We start from the raw sequence: 17919 nt of genomic DNA on the forward strand, positions 1-17919 counted from the left end.
AAGCCCGGCCTAAAAAAAAATAAATATATTCTTTAGTAAAACTTGTAAGAACTGTTAAGAAAAATCGCTGTTGACTCACAATAATGATCTCTAAGTAATTAAAATCATTCTTTAAATTAATGAAAATACTAAACTAGGTAACATGTTCTAGGAAAAATTTTTCTTTGCCTCGAAAAAGAAATAGGCCGTACAATATTAGAAAGGCTTAAGAGTAGTGACAGAAGGTCTAAACTCTTAAGGGAATCAAGCTTTATAGTGCAGGAGGTACTATGTCAGACAAAGGGTCTGTTGAAACTAAAAAACTCCCTCTTCTTCCATTGAGAGACATGATTATCTTTCCACACATGGTAGTTCCTCTTTTTGTAGGTAGAGAGAAATCTATTCACGCCTTAGAAGAGGCTTCTAAGAACGGTAACGAGCTTTTTCTTGTTACACAGAAAGATGCTTCTATTCTAAATCCTGACAGAGAAGATGTTTATGACACTGGGACAGTTGTAAATATTATTCAAATGCTGAGGCTGCCGGACAATACTGTAAAAGTATTAATTGAAGGTAAGTACAGAGCAAAAGTTTCAAAATTTGAATCTAAGCCAGAAGGGTACTGGAGTGAAGTTGAGAAGTGTGTGCCTGGTCCAATCGACCAAGTAACAATCGAAGCGACAATCAGAAGTATTAAAAATATTTTTGAACAGTACGTAAAACTGAATAAGAGAATACCACCAGAACTTCTGATGAGTATTTCTTCTATTACAGATCCTTCAAGACTAGCGGATATTATTGTTGCTCATTTATCGATGAAGATTCCTGAGAAACAAGAAATTCTTGAAGCTGTTGATGTTGAAACTAGACTTCAACTTCTATTAGAGAAGATGCAAGGTGAAATTGAAATCATCAACGTTGAAAGAAGAATTAGATCGCGTGTTAAAACTCAAATGGAAAAGTCTCAAAAAGAGTATTACCTAAATGAGCAAATGAATGCGATTCAAAAAGAACTTGGACAAAAAGACGAAAAATCTGAAATCCAAGAAATGGAAGAAAAGCTAGCTGCTAAAAATATGCCAGTGGAAGCAAAAGAGAAAGTAGAGAAGGAGCTTAAGAAGCTTAAGTCTATGTCTCCAATGTCTGCTGAGGCTGCGGTTGTTAGAAATTATATTGACTGGATGCTAGGACTTCCTTGGTTCGAGTATACAGAAGATAATAACTCTGTTGCACATGCGAGAGAAACACTTGATTCTCATCACTATGGAATGGAAGATGTTAAAGAAAGAATTGTTGAGTACCTAGCGGTAAGATCTCTTGTTGGTAACGAAGGGAGAGGAACAATTCTTTGTCTATCAGGACCTCCTGGTGTTGGTAAGACTTCTATTGCTAGAAGTTTAGCTGAATCAATGGGAAGAGAGTTCTACAGAATTTCTCTTGGTGGTGTAAAAGACGAATCTGAAATTAGAGGACACAGAAGAACTTATGTTGGTGCTATGCCTGGTAAGATCATGAGTGCTCTTAAGAAAGCTGGAACTAGTAACCCAGTTATTCTTTTAGATGAAATTGATAAGATGAGTTCTGATATGAGAGGGGATCCAGCAGCAGCAATGCTTGAAGTTCTAGACCCTGAACAAAACAAAAACTTCTCTGATCACTATATTGAAGTTGAGTATGATCTATCTAAAGTTATGTTCATCATGACAGCTAACGATCTAGGAAAAATTCCTGGTCCTCTTAGAGATAGAATGGAGATCATCCACGTTTCTGGTTACACTCCAGTAGAAAAACTTCAAATTGGGAAGAAATACTTACTTCCAAAAGCTTGTAAGAATAATGGTCTGACAGATTGGTCTGTTACAATGTCTGATCTTGTAATGACTGATGTGATTAGAGGATATTCAAGAGAAGCTGGTGTTCGTGAATTCGAAAGACTTATGAATACAGTTGCGAGAAAAATTGCAACAGAAGTTGTGACAAATGATGTTGAAAAAGGGAAGAAGTTCAACGTTACTGCGAAACAACTTGCAAAATATCTTGGGCCTAGAAAGTACGATGGAACTCAGATTGAATCTGAACCACAAATTGGTCTAGTTAACGGTCTTGCTTGGACATCTGTTGGTGGTGAATTACTACATATCGAAGTTGTAACAACTCCAGGTAATGGTAAGATCCAAATTACAGGTAAGCTAGGTGAGGTAATGACTGAATCAGCAAAGGCTGCTTTAAGTTATGTAAGATCAATTTCAGCAAGACTTGGAATTGACTCTGAATGGTTTAATAAGAATGATATCCATATTCACGCACCAGAAGGAGCAACTCCAAAGGATGGTCCAAGTGCTGGTATCACAATGGTTACTGCTCTAACATCTGCGATCGCTGGTATTCCAGTTCTTCAAGATGTGGCGATGACTGGTGAAGTAACAATTAGAGGACGTGTTCTTCCAATTGGTGGATTAAAAGAAAAACTACTTGCAGCTAAGCAAGCGGGTGTTAAGACTGTTGTTGTTCCAGCTAAGAATGCTAAGGATCTTCCTGAAATTCCAGCGGAAATCAAGGCAGGACTTGATATCCATCCAGTAGCTCATGTAGAAGAAGTTCTTAAACTTGCTCTATCTCTTAATGAGCCAGAGAAGTTCATGCAACACGTTGGTGGTCTGAAAGTTATTACTCCAGATACAGATGGATACGAAGTTGCAAACTAAAGAAATTTTATAGGTTGTAAAATAGGGCCCAGAGAAATCTGGGCCTTTTTTATTTTAGGATTAGTAAATCTTCAAGGAAAAATGCAGAGAGTTCTGCTCGGCCATTGAGATTTGCCTTCGCATAAAGATTAGAAGCGTGTTGTTTAATTGTTTTTTCAGAAGAGTTACGGATTTCAGCAATCTCTCTAAGGGATAATCCCTTAAGCAAAAGTAAGGCGATATCTTTTTCTGACTCAGTAAGATTCCAGTCTATTAACTGCTGATTAATCATACCAGACAATCCTTCTGATAAGTCCTGTGTTCTCAATTTATAACTTTGAAGATCGTTCTTAAGCTTCACAATATCATGTTTTTGAGATTCATTTTGAAGTTTGATAGAGAAGTAACTTTTCCAAAGCATGAATATTCCAACGAGGCCTAAGAGCATAATCGCAGCTTCTTTAGTGACATGGGATAAAGGTGCACCTTCACTGAAGTCTTCGTAAATATCAAGAAACAGGAGTATAATAACAGCAATAAATATTATACTAGTAGAGATTCGCTCTTTAAAATTAAGCATTTAGTATCCTAGGACTTAAGTTCTAGAAGTTATTTTAAAGGAAACTTAGGTCTAAAGTCCAATTACTTTTCTTCCAAAAATGACGGATATTAAGCTTAGTAATGATGCTAGCAAAAGGAAATTTCATGTCACGAATTATTCATATCGAAAGTCTTGCACCAAAATACGTATATTCAACAGATCAAATAATTGAAGCCGCTGACTCTCTTTGGCTTAAAAATGTTGATGAGATGACAAGGCGTAAGGCGATTAAAATATTTAAAGGTTCGAATATCGATTTTCGACGTGCGGTAGTTCCGCTTGAAATTGCCTTTGGCGATCTTTCGTTTGAAGAAAAAAACAATATTTATATGAAAGAGATGATTGCTTACGGTAAAGAACTCCTTTCTAATGCCATCAAAAACTCAGGGATTGAGCCAACTGATATTGACTATATTATTACAACTTCATGTACGGGAATTATGATCCCATCAGTTGATGCTTATCTCGTTAATGAGTTAGGACTAAGAGGTGATATTGTAAGACTTCCTGTGACTGAAATGGGATGTGCCGGTGGAACCTCTGGACTGATTTATGCAAACGATTTTTTGAAGGCTAATCCAGGTAAAACTGCAGTTCTTTTAACGATGGAAATACCATCAATTACTTTTCAAAAAAATGACCTTTCAGCAGAGAACCTTGTGAGCACAGCAATTTTCTCTGACGGATTTTCTTGTGCTGTTTTAAAAGGTGGAGAAGGACCAGGCGCCCACATCATTGATACGGATATGTATCACTTTCATAAGGGTACATATCTTATGGGGTTTAATCTTACTAATACTGGTTTGAAAATTGTCTTAGACAAAGATGTTCCAAGTACCATTGAAGGAAATTTTGAAAAAATCTTTCTTCCATTTTTAGAAAGAAATAAATTAAGAATTGAAGATATTGAGCATTATATGTTTCATCCAGGTGGTAAGAAAATTATTTCGATGGTTGAAAATTACATCGCGGCATATGACAAGGATATCTCTGAATCGAAATGGGTACTTGAGAACCTTGGAAATATGTCTTCTGCAACGATTCTTCACATTTTCGATAGAGTATCAGCAACAAGAGATATCAGACCTGGAGATAGGGGATATATGCTCGCCTTTGGACCTGGTTTTATGGCACAAAGTATTCTAGTGGAGTGGAGATAAATGAGGTCCCTGCTTAAAATTCTGCCTCTCGTGATAATTGGAGCATTCTTCTTTACTTATACGCAGGATCTTAAGCAGGTCAATAATGAATATTTGTTCTTGACGTCACACGGAATTGAAAAGCTTGATAAATTTAAAAAAGAATTCCCTGAGCTTGAAACATTAATTGTGCAGGGAAATTTTCAAGAGAAAACTTCGGGCATTAATGAAATTTGTGATGAGTCTTGTGATGTTATTGCTATAAAAGATGGAAATACAGTTGAAGAGACTCGTGGAGCAGACTCTCTGATTATCGTTTCTCGACTTGATCAAGAGAGTAAGATGAAGGAGTTGATACAGTATCTTGGTAATGATCACACTATTGAATTAGCTGGTCATAGTTATACTAATAGCCTGCTTGATCATTACTCTGAAGTGATTCAAACTCAATTATTTCCAATGATGTTTGGAATTTCGTTCCTTCTCATTCTATTTTTTACTAGAAGTCTCTTAACGAGCGTGATTCTCTTTTATCCATCACTCCTTTCAGCGCTAATGAGTCTATCTGTCATTAAGTTTTTGTATGGCAGCATGAATATGGTGACATCAATTGTACCGCTGATGACTTTCGTTGTGACCGTTTGTCTAGGCCAGCACTTATATTACGGACTAGATAGTCAGATGAGAATAAAAGATGTTTTGAAATATAAGAAGACACCAATTCTTCTCATGCTGTTGACTACATTTATTGGCTTTTTCTCACTTGGTCTAAGTTCAATATCTGTGATTAGAATCTTTGGAGTATTAACAGCGGTATTAATTGTTGTAACTAGTATAGTGGCCATTATTTGGTTCCACTGTTTATCTGATTTTTTAACAAAGACAGAACACCCTTTTAATTTTCTACAAGCTCATTATCCAAAGAAAACCTTTGGACGAGAGATAATTATTCTTATATCAATAATATCTTTGATGAGTATTTTAAGTCTTGTTGATAAAGTAAATGTGGTCACAGATGCCACGATGTATTTTCCAAAGGAAAGTAAACTTAAAGAAAGAATTGATAATGTTACAAAAAGAGTTGGAGGGATTCCAATCGCTGAGATTGGGCTAAAGTTTAAAGATGATCTCAATTTTCAGGATATTTCTTTTCTTTTAAAATTAGAGAATAAAATTAAAGAGAAGACTGGACTTCAGATCATATCAAACAATGAAATTGTCTCTGATATAAATTCTATCTATGCTAAGACAAGTGAACTTCCTGCAAATAAGGACGCCTATCTTTTGTTGCGCTCTAGAGCACCTCAGGCCTTTAAAGATATTTATCCGATCTTCGAAAATAGTTATCATATCACTCTCTTAGGGTCTGCGTTGAATGTGGATGATTATGAGCCATTAGTTAGTAGTGTCGAAGAATTGCTAAAGAAAGAAAAAATCCAATATGAAATTAACGGACTTTATTATAATTTGATGATCTCTCAAAAGGAGATGGTCATAACTTTACTTAAATCATTTATGTCGAGCCTGGCGATGATTATTCTTATCGCATTTCTTTATATGAGAAGTGTTAAAGTTATTTTTACGTTCCTATTTGTTAATACAATCCCGGTAGGGCTTTCTATTGCATTTATCTATATTCTAGGGATGAGTTTAAATATTGCTACGATTATGACCTATAGTATTTCTCTCGGTATGGTTGTTGATAGTTCATTTCATCTCATTCATGCACTGGAGCATCGAATGATGAGCTATGCTGACTATGTGAAAAAAATAGTTACACCAATTATTTCAAGTTCACTTGTTCTATGTTTAAGCTTTTTTCTCTTTGTAATAGAGGACTTTATACCAATTAAAGAATTTGGAATTAACTTATCATTTATTATTTTGATTGGACTTATATTTGATTTATTTATACTTCCTACTTTATTCCTAGGTTCGAAGAAAACAAGTGAGCACTTTCATGGATAAAATATTTGATGTTTTAATAGTCGGTGCAGGCCCTGCTGGCACTTTGTTGGCATCTCAGTTAAGCAATGCTGGTCATAGTGTTGTGATTCTTGAAGGGGGAAGAGAAGTTAAGCGCAAAGTTTGTGGGGAATACTTATGTCCAACAGGCGTTGACCTTCTTCGTGAACTTGGACTTAGTGACATTGTTGATAGATTTTTGCCGATTAAAGGTATGAATATTTATTCTCCAAATGGGCTAGAGGTTAAGTCCCTCTTTCCTCGAACTGGAAAAGATAATATTGGAGTGAGTCTTAATCGCAAAGATTTTGATACCTCTTTAGTAGAGTTAGCCCAAGCAAGTGGGGCAAAGATTTTCTTTGATCAGGCGGTGATAAATTTTGAAAATCAAGGCAGTTACTGGTCTGTGAAAACAGTTCAAGGTGAAGTATTTCAAGCAAGATTACTTGTAGGTGCAGATGGTAGACGTTCGCATATTGCACGAACTATTGGGGCAACTATTCCGCCTGTAGAGGATGAGAAAAGAATTGCGATTCATGCATGGGTGCAGAGAAATACAAATCACGAAAGAGTTGGGCAGATGCACCTTTTTAAAGACTCCTCTTATATTGGTCTTGATCCTATTACTGAGAATGAAATTAATATCTCTCTTGTCTGTGATCCAAAGCGAATAAAAGAGTTAGGTGGCCCATTAGCTGTCATTAATCACTATATTGAAAAGTCATCATCACTCCATCATCAGATTGGACATGTTCAAGAAGGGGAGAAGATATATACTGTGTCTCCAATATCACATCAGCTTAAACCGTATCGAGTTAACAATCTCGTTCTAATTGGTGATGCTGCCGGCTTTATTGATCCATTGACTGGAGAAGGGATATTTAATGCACTTTGGATGGCAAAAACCTTAGCCAGTGAAATAATCGAGTCTCAAGCATTCCTAGATTATAATACGGCGATCCAAAAATTTAATTCGAAACGAGTTAAGTTTTTTAGACAGAAGAAGATTACAAACTTTTTCTTTCAATGGTTAATTAGAAAAAAACTCTTAGTTGAGCTTGTTGCAAAATTTTTAAGAAAAAGTAAAAAAAGAGCAGATGCCTTTGTCGGTATTATTGGAAATGTATATAGTCCGATAAGAGGTTTATTAAAGATTATTTTTTAAGAAGGAGTTTATATGAAATTTTTGATATCACTATTGTTAATTCTCTCTAATGTTTGTGCAAAGGAAGTTGCTATCGATTATGAAAGCTATAAGGACGCATTAAATGGAGCTAATAAAATTGTTTTTGATATGGAATCTACAAAAGCTGGATTTATTACAACTGGCTTTTCCGGTGTAGTAAAAAGTTTCAAGCTCAATTATGAAATTGATCAAGAGAATATTAAAGATGCAAAGGTATACTTCTTTGTTGCCAATCTCGATACGGATATTGATGCTCGTAACGAAAAAATGCTTAATCTATGCCTCGAAGCAGAGAAGTATCCTGTTATTATGGTGGAGCTTGGAAACTTAGAAATAGGTAAAAGTGAGAAAGATTCTGAGATTCAAATTAGGGGACAAAAGTATCCATTAAAGGTCAATGTCGAGGTTGGAAAAATAGATGATGTTTTTAAAGTAAAATTTAACTCAAAGATAAGTCTAAAAGGTTTTAATATACCAGACCCTTCGATTTTTATTGCTAGTGTAAGAGATTTAATTGAGATACACGGTGAAGTAGAGATAAAGTAAAAATAAAAATGGTGGGCGATGACGGGATCGAACCGCCGACATCTACCTTGTAAGGGTAGCGCTCTCCCAGCTGAGCTAATCGCCCATTTTTATTTCAAGCTTTTTAAGTTCGGCTAGATTAAAATAATGGGTAAAATCTGTCAATTCCTTTTTCAACTTTTTTTAAAAATTTCTGTCACATTAACTTGGCAAAAAAAAATCAATAAAATAAATATGAACATATATTCATTTTTCCATTGTTTTTTTCTCGTAATTTCAAGTGCTTAGTTGGCAAATTATGAGTGCTTTCTTAACTAATAAATTAATTAAGGTTAATTGAAAAATTAAGCTTAAATGAAGGTAAGAAATACCGATAGGTTGGTTGAGAATGATATCAATCGAGGAATCACAATGGAAGATTTTGAAAGAGAACTTAAGGAAGATTTTTTAGAGGAGTCAATGCAGCTTCTCGAAGATTCGGAGCAAGCATTCCTAGCGCTTGAAAATGACAAGGATAGTACTGATCTTTTAGACCAGATTTTTAGACTTGCACATAATCTTAAGGGAACATCTAGGGCCGTTGGTTTTGGTGAGGTTGCAGAGTTTACTCATGAAATGGAAAACTTGATCCTAAAGCTAAAGACTGGTGAAATTGAAGTATCTGATTATGTTGTGACAATCCTACTCGAATGTAACGACCATATCTCTCACATGATTACAACTTTACGTGATGATCTTGATGCTACTTTTGATAGTGCAGAAATTATAGCAAAAATTATCGCAGTAATTAGCGGTCAAGGTGCACCTGTTGAAACTTCTCACGAAGAAGTTGAAATGATCACAGAAGAAGAAGTTGAATTTGATGATTCTGACTTTGATATGGATGATACACCTGCTGCAGAGATGTTCGAAGAAGAAGTATCATTTGAATCTTCTGAAGAACCTGCAATGGAAGGTGACGATGTCGAAATTTCTGAGAGTGCTCTAGAGTCTCTTCGAGAACTTGGTATATATGATGACTCAATCATGGGAACAATGGATCTGAAAACAGCTCCTGAAACTTCTATGGATGAGGGATTAACTATTAAAAAAGGTGATGATATCGTTGCTCAGGCGGAAGCCCCTGTTAAAGCTTCTGTGGCGCCTGATAATGTTACTCCAATAGAAACAGCAAAGAAAACGGCTGCGGCGCCAGCGCCTAAAAAGACAGAAGATGAAAGTATTCGTGTAGCGCTATCAAGAGTGGAGAAATTAAATAACGTTGTTGGAGAGTTAGTAATCCTTCAAACGGTTCTTGATCAAAGAAGATTTACAGCAATTCAAGATGGACTTGCAAATAAGTCAATTGCTCAGCTTGGAAAACTTTCAAAAGAAATACAAGAGATCTCGATGTCTTTAAGAATGATTCCATTGAAGGCTACTCTACAAAAAATGAATAGAATTGTTCGTGATACTTCTAAGGCATTAGATAAAACAGTTAACCTTACTCTTATCGGTGAGGACACTGAGATTGACAAGACTGTTCTTGAGCATTTATCAGATCCACTTGTTCACATCGTTAGAAACGCTGTTGATCATGGACTTGAATCTACTGAAGGTAGAATTAAAGCAGGTAAAAGTGAAGCTGGAAATGTTGCAATTAAGGCATTTCATGAAGGGAATAATCTTGTTATTGAAATTACTGATGATGGTGGAGGGATTAATCCTGAAGTGATCAGAAAGAAGGCTATTGAAAAGAAACTAATTCCTCCAAATAAAGAGATTCCTGATCACGAGATGATTCAGTATATTTTTCATCCGGGATTCTCAACAAAAGAACAAGTTACAGAAGTTTCAGGACGTGGTGTTGGAATGGATGTTGTTAAAACTAATATTGAAAAAATGTCTGGTGATATTAAGGTATTTACAGAGATTGGAAAGGGAAGTGTTTTCAAGGTTTGCCTACCGCTGACAATGGCGATTATTGAAGGGATGGTTGTTAGAGTTGGGACAGAGAAATATATTATTCCTCTTTCTCAAGTTCATGAATCATTAAAGCCAACAAGTGAAATCATAAACTCTATCACTGGTTTTGGCGAATGCTTAAATCTCAGAGGTGATGTCCTTCCTCTTTTTAATATAGGTAAAACACTTGGGCGTAAAATGGATGATGGCGATTCAACCGATAAAATCGCAATTATTATTCATAATGACAATTTCAATTATGCTGTACTTGTGGATGATATTTTACATCAACAGCAAGTTGTTATTAAAAAGCTTGGTGATGAAATTAAATCAAATAAAGGGTTTATGGGAAGTTCTATATTAGGAGATGGTCGTCCATCATTCATTCTGGATTTAAATGAGTTATATAGTGGGTCTTTAAAGAAGAGTTCAAATAATTTGAAAGATAGTTTATCAAAGGTGGCATAGTATGAGTATTGAAAATTTTAACAAAGAAACTTTAAAAAATGGTGATGTTCATAGATTTCTAGAGTTTAGTCTAGGGGCTGAAGATTACGCAATTCCTTTGCTTTCTGTAAGAGAAGTTATTTCTGTGCCAGAGACAACTCCAATTCCAAAGGCGCCACCACACTTCTTAGGAATTATGAATCTTAGAGGACAAGTTATTTCAGTTGTTGATTTAAGAACGAAACTGAAGATTAAAGCAAAAGAAGAGAATGCTGAAGAATCTGTAATTATTGTTGATATTAATGGGATGAATCTCGGAATTGTAGTAGACTCAATAAATAAGGTCCTTGCATTCAATACAAATGAAATAAATGAAGTACCGGAAATTGATACACAAGTAAATGCTGACTATATTCAAGGTGTTTATAGAAAAGAAGATACACTTACAGTGCTTTTAGATGTTGCAAAGGTTCTTGACCTCAGTGACATGAAAGCTCTGAGTGGTGCTAGAAAAGCAGCTTAATTTTTAAAACAAATAAAACATAAAGAAGGTTCTGGATGAGTACAGCTCTAAGTCAATCGAGTGAGTATGACAAATTAATTAGTAGAGTATCTGCAATTGTTGCAAAGATATCGGGAAATGTATTGGAGGAGAAGCAGGCTCTGATGGTACAAACTCGAGTTAAGAAAAGGATGTTGGAGCTTGGTCATAATTCTCCGGCGGAGTATCTAGTTTTCTTAGAGAAAAACTTGAATAGTGAGTCAGGAGTTCTTGTATCTCTTCTAACTACTCACCATACTTTCTTTTTTCGTGAATTTAATCATTTTGAATATGTTAAAGCGAATCTCTCTACTATCGTTAAGAACGTCAGAGCTCGTGGAGATAATACAATTCGTATTTGGTCTGCTGCCTGCTCTCGTGGACAAGAAGTGTATTCATTGTCAATGTTCTTAAATTTCTATCTTCCAAAAATTGATCCCTCTATGAAGTTTAAAATTATTGGAAGTGATATTGATCCGGAGTCTGTAAAAGTTGCCGCCAATGGCGTTTATCATCGTCGTGAGATTAAAAGTGTTCCAATGAATTATCTTGGAGATCACTGGGCAAGAGGTAAAGGGGAAATTTCTGAATTCGTAAAAGCAAAGAAGAGTATTACAGAACCCACTGAATTCAAAGTTGTGAACCTTCTGGATTTTAAAACGCAAATGCGTGGTTCTAAGTTTGATATTATTTTTTGTCGAAATGTATTTATTTATTTTAGACCAGATCAAATTAAGTTGATCATGAATGAATTTTTAAATCACCTCTATGATACGGGATTGTTCTTTAGCGGTATCTCCGAATCCCTAGGGGGATTACAGCTTGAAATTGATAACGTTGGACCATCAATCTATATGAGAAAAGGGGCGAAGGCCGAAGCTTCTGCAACTCCAGAGTCATTAGCAGTCTCTGGTACTACTCCAGCTCCTGTCTCTATTGCAAGAGCGCCAGTAATGCCAAGTATGCCAACGACATTGAAAGTTGTTTGCGTAGATGATTCTTCTTCAATCCTTACTCTTCTTAAGAAGGTCTTTGAACCGGGAAGTGGTTTTGAGGTTGTCGGTGTGGCGAAAAATGGTATTGAGGCAAAAGAAGTTATTGCTAAATGTAAACCAGATCTTGTGACGTTAGATATTCACATGCCAGAAATGGATGGGGTAACTTACCTTCAGAGAAACTTTAATTCGACGCATCCGCCTGTTGTTATGATTTCTTCAGCTTCGCGTGACGACTCAGATGCCGCCATGAAAGCTCTTCGAGCTGGAGCTTCTGACTTTATTGAGAAGCCTGCTTTAAATAATATGATGGAGCGTGGAGAAGAAATTAAAACTAAGTTAAAGGTTGCCTATATGGATAAGGCCTTTGCTTCGTCTCATGTTTCAAGTGTTGATAAGGAATTTGAAAAGAAAATTGCAATATCATCACCTGAAAATAAATTTAGAGTTATTTATAGTTCTGTTTCGGATCAAAAGAAAGTTGTTAAGTTCTTCAATGAGCTTCATGACAAACAACCACCGACTGTGATGTTCTTTGAAGGACAGGATAATATTCTTCAAGCGTTAAAAGAGGATATGAAATCTAAGGTTAGATATAATCTTGAAGTTATTGATGTTCTTCCAACGTCATTTTCTCCTGACACAATCTATCTTGCCGACTTTAAAAAGCTTTATGATTCTGTTTGTTCGAAAAATAAGTCAAAACCTACATCTTGGCTTATTTTTGGAAAAACTTCTAAACATGCTTCAGAGAAAATTTTAGAGTGGGATAACGGTCATCTCCTTGTTGAAGACTTGAATTATAAGTGTGAGTTAACTGAAGTTGCCGCAGATGTCGTGCCAGCTACAAGTTTTGCGTACATGTCTTGTGACTGGCTAAGTAAGAAATGAGTAAGAAATGTATAGAGAGATAAACTCAACGCTAAGTAGTGAACAGTACTTTAAATTAGATAAACAAATGTTTGTGATGGCAAAGGGACAGAAAGAGTCCCTATGCGCTATCTTCGATAATTTTAAGTCTGATGTTCTGCTGAGTTTTATTGAAAAGGTTCGTACAAAGTTTGAATCTCAGTCTGTTGAATTTAAGCTTCTAGGGCCTTCTTCCCTTGTGAATGGAGCAAGTCGAGTTATCTCAGGAACTGGTTTCAGAGAAATTAAAACTGTTGTACGTAACCAATCCTTTGAAGTGTTTTATCTCGCGGATCAAAATAGACTTCGTGTTTCAAAAGCAGAAGTTGTCGCTGAGCCAGTAAGTCGTGAAAAGAAAAAAATTAAGGTCCTAATTGTCGACGATTCAAAAACAATTAGAAATCTTCTCAATAAAATGCTCTCTAGTGATCCAATGATTGAAATTTGCGCCGAGGCATCTAAGCCAAGTGAAGTAGAGTCACTAATTAAACATCATCAACCTGATGTAATGACTCTTGATATTCACATGCCAGAGATGACTGGAGTCGAGTTATTGAAGAAGATTGGTCATAAATATAATGTTCCAGCAATTATGGTGACTTCAATCAGCATGGAAGAAGGTCCACTTGTTCTTGAAGCCCTTGAAAACGGAGCCTTCGATTATATTCAAAAACCAGATATGAAAGATATTTCAATTGTTCGTCCAGTACTTCTTGAGAAAATCAAAGAAGCTGCAGAGTCTAGTAAGACTATTACAAATATTAATAAGCTCGGTGCAAAGGTCGTCAAGGACTTTAATATGGACTCTCTTATTGTTCTTGGTTCATCAACTGGTGGAACAAATGCGATCAAGGATATCCTTGTTAAATTCCCAAAGAATATTCCGCCAATGTTGATCGTTCAACATATTCCGCCGGTTTTTTCAAAAGCTTTTGCAGATAGGATGAATAGCTTATGTCCTTTCACTGTCGTTGAAGCGAAGAACGGTGATATTCTTGAGAAGAATAAAGTTTTGGTGGCTCCTGGTGGAACACAGATGAAACTCGTTAATCAAGCAGGAGTACTCAAGGTTGAAATAAACGATGATGCACCAGTTAATCGATTTAAGCCATCTGTTGATTATATGTTTAATTCTGTCGTTGACGCTTGTAAAAAGAAACATGTTATTTCAGTCATCCTTACTGGGATGGGGAAGGATGGTGCTCGTGGAATGCTCAACTTAAAAAATGCTGGAGCCTTAACAATTGCTCAAGATGAAGAATCTTCAGTTGTTTATGGAATGCCACGCGAGGCGGTTGAAATAGGTGCTGCGATGGCCGTGGAGCACAAAGATGATATTGCTGCCAAGATTGGTGAATTTTCTTGGCAGAGTGATAAAGCTGCGAGCTAATTACTTATCTCGCATGCTCCTTTCTAATATATGCAACAGCATTGTGAGAGTGAAGTGATTCGATATGCTCAACTTTCGCTTCCCAATCTATAATCTTTTGACACTCATTAAATACAGTACTGATTCTTCTTGTTGCGTGTTCAACGAACATTGGATTATCACCATTTAAAATGGCAAATGCTTGTTCATCAAGTCTCTTCACAAGAGATTGAGTCTCTGTTGGAAGAGCAATTCTCATCAGTCCAATAAGTTGCTCAATATCAAAACCTTGATCTGGATCGTATGTTACTTTCATTGTCGCAATAGATCTTTGACTGTGTGCTGAAGCGATACCACTTCCTTCTGTCGTCTTACCTTCGCGGTATTCTTTCTCATACTGCTTAGACATAGAAAGAGAACATGGACAAGTTGAGGAGTATTCATACTTCATTGTTAGAACCATGATTACTTTATCATCCTTTCCTTCAATCCCTTCCCATTCGCACTCATAGTACTGCCAGCCCCAGTTTCCACTTTTAAGTGATTGTTGTTTTACTGGGTAGCTGAATTTTAAGCTTAGGTGTGCTTTTGGAATAAGAGGCTCATCTTCATAGTCACGAAGTTCTGTACGGTACATATGAAGGATATTCTTATAGAACTGATGGTTAACATTTGTTGTCGCACCTTCTCTTTGAAGAATGTTACAAAATCTACTCATGTTTGCACCAGTCTTATGAGACTCAAGATATACAAACATTGAAGCTTCTGTATCGTGAGACATTACTGTGCCATCAACGTGCTCAAAGTTTAATGGAATTCTAAATCTTTCAATCCCAACTCTTGGAATTGCGATCATAACTTCGTTCGCTCTTTTTTGGAAGTCATTTAAACCAGAGTCATCTTTCATGCCTGGGTTCATGATGTCTTCTCTTTTATTTCTAAGTGCATCTATGTTTTTCATTTTCATGGGACCTTTCAAAAAATAGGTTAAAAAATACCTTAATTAGTTTGACTATCTTTTAACTTGTTATCAGGTATTTGGCAATATTTCACATACCTATTATAGACCGAAAATATTAGGCTATTTTGAGACAAAGCTTAATTTTGGGAAATTCACCAATTTTCAGGATGTTATATTGCAATCAATATTTCTTGGGCCAAAAAATAACTAAGGTAAATTGTCACTAATTTCGATAAAATAGGTATGAGAGGAGCTTATGACAAATCGTTCACTAAAAGTTGAAACATACGAGAGATACTATGGCAGTGTCGACGAGGTTGTGAAGCAGATCGAGAATTGTCCAAAATGTGGGGCCAAGTTCATTATTACTCATCTGTCAGATCGTGAAAATCTCTACGTTCATGAAGAAGTGAAGTGTACTGAGTGTAACTTCGGTACTGAAGAAACTCTTCATATCCTGAACTAGTAATGTTTAAATTTTCATTTTTCTTCTTTTTACTTTCTATTTGTTGGCTGGTGCCAAATCACTTTCGACTTCAAACAATGAAAGAGGTGCAATCTAAATTGAAGCATTATCGTGATGATATCTTCATTGTCGAGAGAGCGATCGACTATGGAGTTAAGAGATTACAAAATTTTCCAGGAAAGTCTTATCTCGAAGGACATCTGCAAAGTAATCCAACCGCTGTTGAATATTTTGATGATGAGAAGGTTTATCAATTTGGTGATCTGCAAAAGAAGTATCCTACTGGAACTAAAATTCCTGTTCTTTTTAACCCACAGGCGAAGGCGTTTGAAAATGGTCAGTCGATTAGGGTAATTGCAAGAGTTGATCATAGTGAAAAAATTGAGAGAGTCAGTTTAATGACTTACTCACCCTTAGGAGTAGGAACTTTGCTCTTACTCCTAAGTTTGATAAGTGGTCGTCGTCGCGATTAATCTAGAGTATCAAATGGAGCTGGTAGAAGCTCATTAAACTTCATCGTCTTTTGAATTCCATTTAAGTCTCCAAGGTAGATTGGAGTGTCGGCCTTACAGAATTCAGAAATAACCTGAAGACACATTCCACAAGGAACTGTTACCGGGTTTGTATCAACACAAACAACTACGAATTCAATTTCAATTTTTCCATTTTCTGCAACAGCATTTAAAATAGCATTTCTTTCTGCGCAGATAGTTGCACCAAAGCTGATATTCTCAACATTGCAACCACCATAGAGCTTTTCAACGCCCTTAATTGAAATTGCTGATCCTACAAAGAAATTAGAATATTTTGCGTAAGCATTATTTCTTGTTTTTTTTGCTAACTCGTATGCTTGTTCTACTCTTGTCATTTATTTTCCTTTTTTAAAAACTTCACCCTTAAGCATTGCTATTCTTCCCGAGACTATCGTAATGACTGGAGCTCCTTGTACGAGCATGCCGTAAAAAGGCGTCCAACCACATTTACTGGCTTGATCTTTCGTATTGATAACCCATTCTTTTTCAAGGTCAACAATTGTAAAGTCAGCATCTCTTCCTACTTCAACACGGCCCTTATTAAGACCAAAAATTTTAGAGGGGTTATAACTTAATTTTTCTACGATCTTCTGTAAAGTGATTCTTCCCTTATTCATATGAAATAACATCACAGGAAAAATTGTTTGAACTCCTGGCATCCCTGATGGTGAATGCGGGTAGCCCTTACGCTTTTCAGCAAGGGTATGCGGAGCATGGTCAGAGCCAAAAACATCAACACTGTCATCATCTACGGCCATCCAAAGAGCATCTGTATGATCTTTTGTTCTAATTGGTGGATTCATTTGCGCAAGGGTGTCGATATTGTCGTAAATTTCCGGCGCACTTAAAGTTAGGTGCTGAGGAGTCAGTTCAAATGTGCAATATTCTTTATTCGCTCTTAGAAATTCAATCTCTTCTTTCGTAGAAACGTGAAGTACATGAACCTTGCGTCCTGCTTTTTTTGCAATTGCAATAATCATTTGAGTCGCTTCGAGTGCGCTCTGTGGATCACGCCATTCATAGTGAGCGTGAACAGATTTTGCTTCATCGCGGATATGCTTTCTTTCGTTTAAGCGTTTCTCACTTTCGCAGTGAACGGCAATTGGAACTTTAATATTTTTAAAAATTTCAAGAAGCTTTTCTTCATTATAAAGTAGTAAATCTCCAGTTGAGCTTCCTAAAAATATTTTTACACCAATACATCCTGGTAGATCTTGGGCCTTAATTAGTTCCTCAAGATTGCTATCTGTCGCCCCAATGTAGAAGTAATAATTTGTGTAAGATGTTCTTTCTGCAATATCAAGTTTTTCTTGAACTGCTTGGACTGTCGTTGTTGGGGGATTGGTATTTGGCATCTCAAAAAAAGTACAAATCCCACCAAGGGCCGCGCCCTTTGAGCCGGATTGAATATCTTCTTTGTGCGTGAGTCCTGGCTCTCTAAAGTGAACCTGGGAGTCAATAAGACCAGGTAGAATAACGAGACCTGTTGCATCGATACTATTTGTTGCACCAGACAAGTTTTGACCGATTTCCACAATTTTTCCGTCTTTAACGGCAATATCTGCGAAAATTTCCTCATCGTGATTAATTATTTTCCCATTTTTAATGATCAAATCAATTGAATTCATGACAGTTTTATCCTTTTTGGGTTATTATACTACCAAATATTTTTATA

General features: G+C 36.2%; 15 protein-coding genes and 1 tRNA gene. 11 read left to right on the forward strand and 5 right to left on the reverse strand.

The window, feature by feature from the left end:
• The first annotated feature begins 269 nt into the window (after positions 1-269).
• The gene (gene lon, locus M900_RS05200) at positions 270-2684 is read left to right on the forward strand and encodes an endopeptidase La (RefSeq protein WP_021273926.1); all 2415 of its coding nucleotides are present in this window, start codon (positions 270-272) and stop codon (positions 2682-2684) included.
• A 49-nt stretch (positions 2685-2733) separates the two neighbouring features.
• On the opposite strand, the gene M900_RS05205 is transcribed toward lon, so the two are convergent.
• Positions 2734-3243: a LuxR C-terminal-related transcriptional regulator gene (locus M900_RS05205; RefSeq protein WP_021273841.1), complete on the reverse strand. Its 510-nt coding sequence runs from the start codon at positions 3241-3243 to the stop codon at positions 2734-2736.
• Positions 3244-3368: 125 nt separating this feature from the next.
• On the opposite strand from M900_RS05205, the gene M900_RS05210 reads away from it, so the two are divergent.
• From M900_RS05210 to M900_RS05225, 4 genes are read left to right on the forward strand one after another with little or no spacing between them, the layout of a single operon-like run.
• Positions 3369-4424, forward strand: a complete 1056-nt coding sequence (locus M900_RS05210; protein ID WP_034731491.1) for a type III polyketide synthase — start codon at positions 3369-3371, stop codon at positions 4422-4424.
• Positions 4425-6371 (forward strand): hypothetical protein, encoded by a 1947-nt coding sequence (locus tag M900_RS05215; protein ID WP_021273831.1) that lies wholly within the window; start codon positions 4425-4427, stop codon positions 6369-6371.
• Positions 6364-7533: an NAD(P)/FAD-dependent oxidoreductase gene (locus M900_RS05220; RefSeq protein ID WP_021273932.1), complete on the forward strand. Its 1170-nt coding sequence runs from the start codon at positions 6364-6366 to the stop codon at positions 7531-7533. Before M900_RS05215 ends, M900_RS05220 begins: the two co-directional genes overlap by 8 nt.
• Before the next feature lie 12 nt (positions 7534-7545).
• Positions 7546-8100: a YceI family protein gene (locus M900_RS05225; RefSeq protein ID WP_021273827.1), complete on the forward strand. Its 555-nt coding sequence runs from the start codon at positions 7546-7548 to the stop codon at positions 8098-8100.
• 9 nt (positions 8101-8109) lie between these two features.
• Here M900_RS05225 and M900_RS05230 read toward each other — a convergent pair.
• Positions 8110-8185 (reverse strand) — tRNA-Val (locus tag M900_RS05230).
• Positions 8186-8490: 305 nt separating this feature from the next.
• On the opposite strand from M900_RS05230, the gene M900_RS05235 reads away from it, so the two are divergent.
• From M900_RS05235 to M900_RS05250, 4 genes are read left to right on the forward strand one after another with little or no spacing between them, the layout of a single operon-like run.
• On the forward strand, positions 8491-10491 hold the full coding sequence (locus M900_RS05235) for a chemotaxis protein CheA (RefSeq protein ID WP_021273838.1): 2001 nt from the start codon (positions 8491-8493) through the stop codon (positions 10489-10491).
• Between the two features lies 1 nt (position 10492).
• On the forward strand, positions 10493-10993 hold the full coding sequence (locus M900_RS05240) for a chemotaxis protein CheW (protein WP_021273938.1): 501 nt from the start codon (positions 10493-10495) through the stop codon (positions 10991-10993).
• A 35-nt stretch (positions 10994-11028) separates the two neighbouring features.
• Positions 11029-12897 carry a CheR family methyltransferase gene (locus M900_RS05245; RefSeq protein ID WP_021273819.1) on the forward strand — a complete coding sequence of 623 codons (1869 nt, stop codon included), beginning with the start codon at positions 11029-11031 and terminating at the stop codon, positions 12895-12897.
• Positions 12898-12904: 7 nt separating this feature from the next.
• The gene (locus tag M900_RS05250; protein ID WP_021273906.1) at positions 12905-14305 is read left to right on the forward strand and encodes a chemotaxis response regulator protein-glutamate methylesterase; all 1401 of its coding nucleotides are present in this window, start codon (positions 12905-12907) and stop codon (positions 14303-14305) included.
• 4 nt (positions 14306-14309) lie between these two features.
• Here M900_RS05250 and folE2 read toward each other — a convergent pair whose 3' ends face one another.
• On the reverse strand, positions 14310-15251 hold the full coding sequence (gene folE2 / locus M900_RS05255; protein ID WP_021273798.1) for a GTP cyclohydrolase FolE2: 942 nt from the start codon (positions 15249-15251) through the stop codon (positions 14310-14312).
• A 250-nt stretch (positions 15252-15501) separates the two neighbouring features.
• Between folE2 and M900_RS05260 the strand changes: the two genes are divergently transcribed.
• Entirely contained in the window at positions 15502-15711 is a 210-nt protein-coding gene (locus tag M900_RS05260; protein WP_021273776.1) for a hypothetical protein, read from the forward strand.
• Between the two features lie 77 nt (positions 15712-15788).
• On the forward strand, positions 15789-16184 hold the full coding sequence (locus tag M900_RS05265) for a hypothetical protein (protein WP_157680552.1): 396 nt from the start codon (positions 15789-15791) through the stop codon (positions 16182-16184).
• Here the strand turns inward: M900_RS05265 and cdd are convergent.
• Positions 16181-16579: a cytidine deaminase gene (gene cdd / locus M900_RS05270; protein WP_021273857.1), complete on the reverse strand. Its 399-nt coding sequence runs from the start codon at positions 16577-16579 to the stop codon at positions 16181-16183. The two genes, M900_RS05265 and cdd, sit on opposite strands and share 4 nt — an antisense overlap.
• Entirely contained in the window at positions 16580-17872 is a 1293-nt protein-coding gene (locus tag M900_RS05275) for a dihydroorotase (RefSeq protein ID WP_021273834.1), read from the reverse strand.
• Between the last annotated feature and the right edge of the window lie 47 nt (positions 17873-17919).

The sequence above is a fragment of the Bacteriovorax sp. Seq25_V genome, assembly GCF_000447795.1.
GTDB lineage: Bacteria > Bdellovibrionota > Bacteriovoracia > Bacteriovoracales > Bacteriovoracaceae > Halobacteriovorax_A.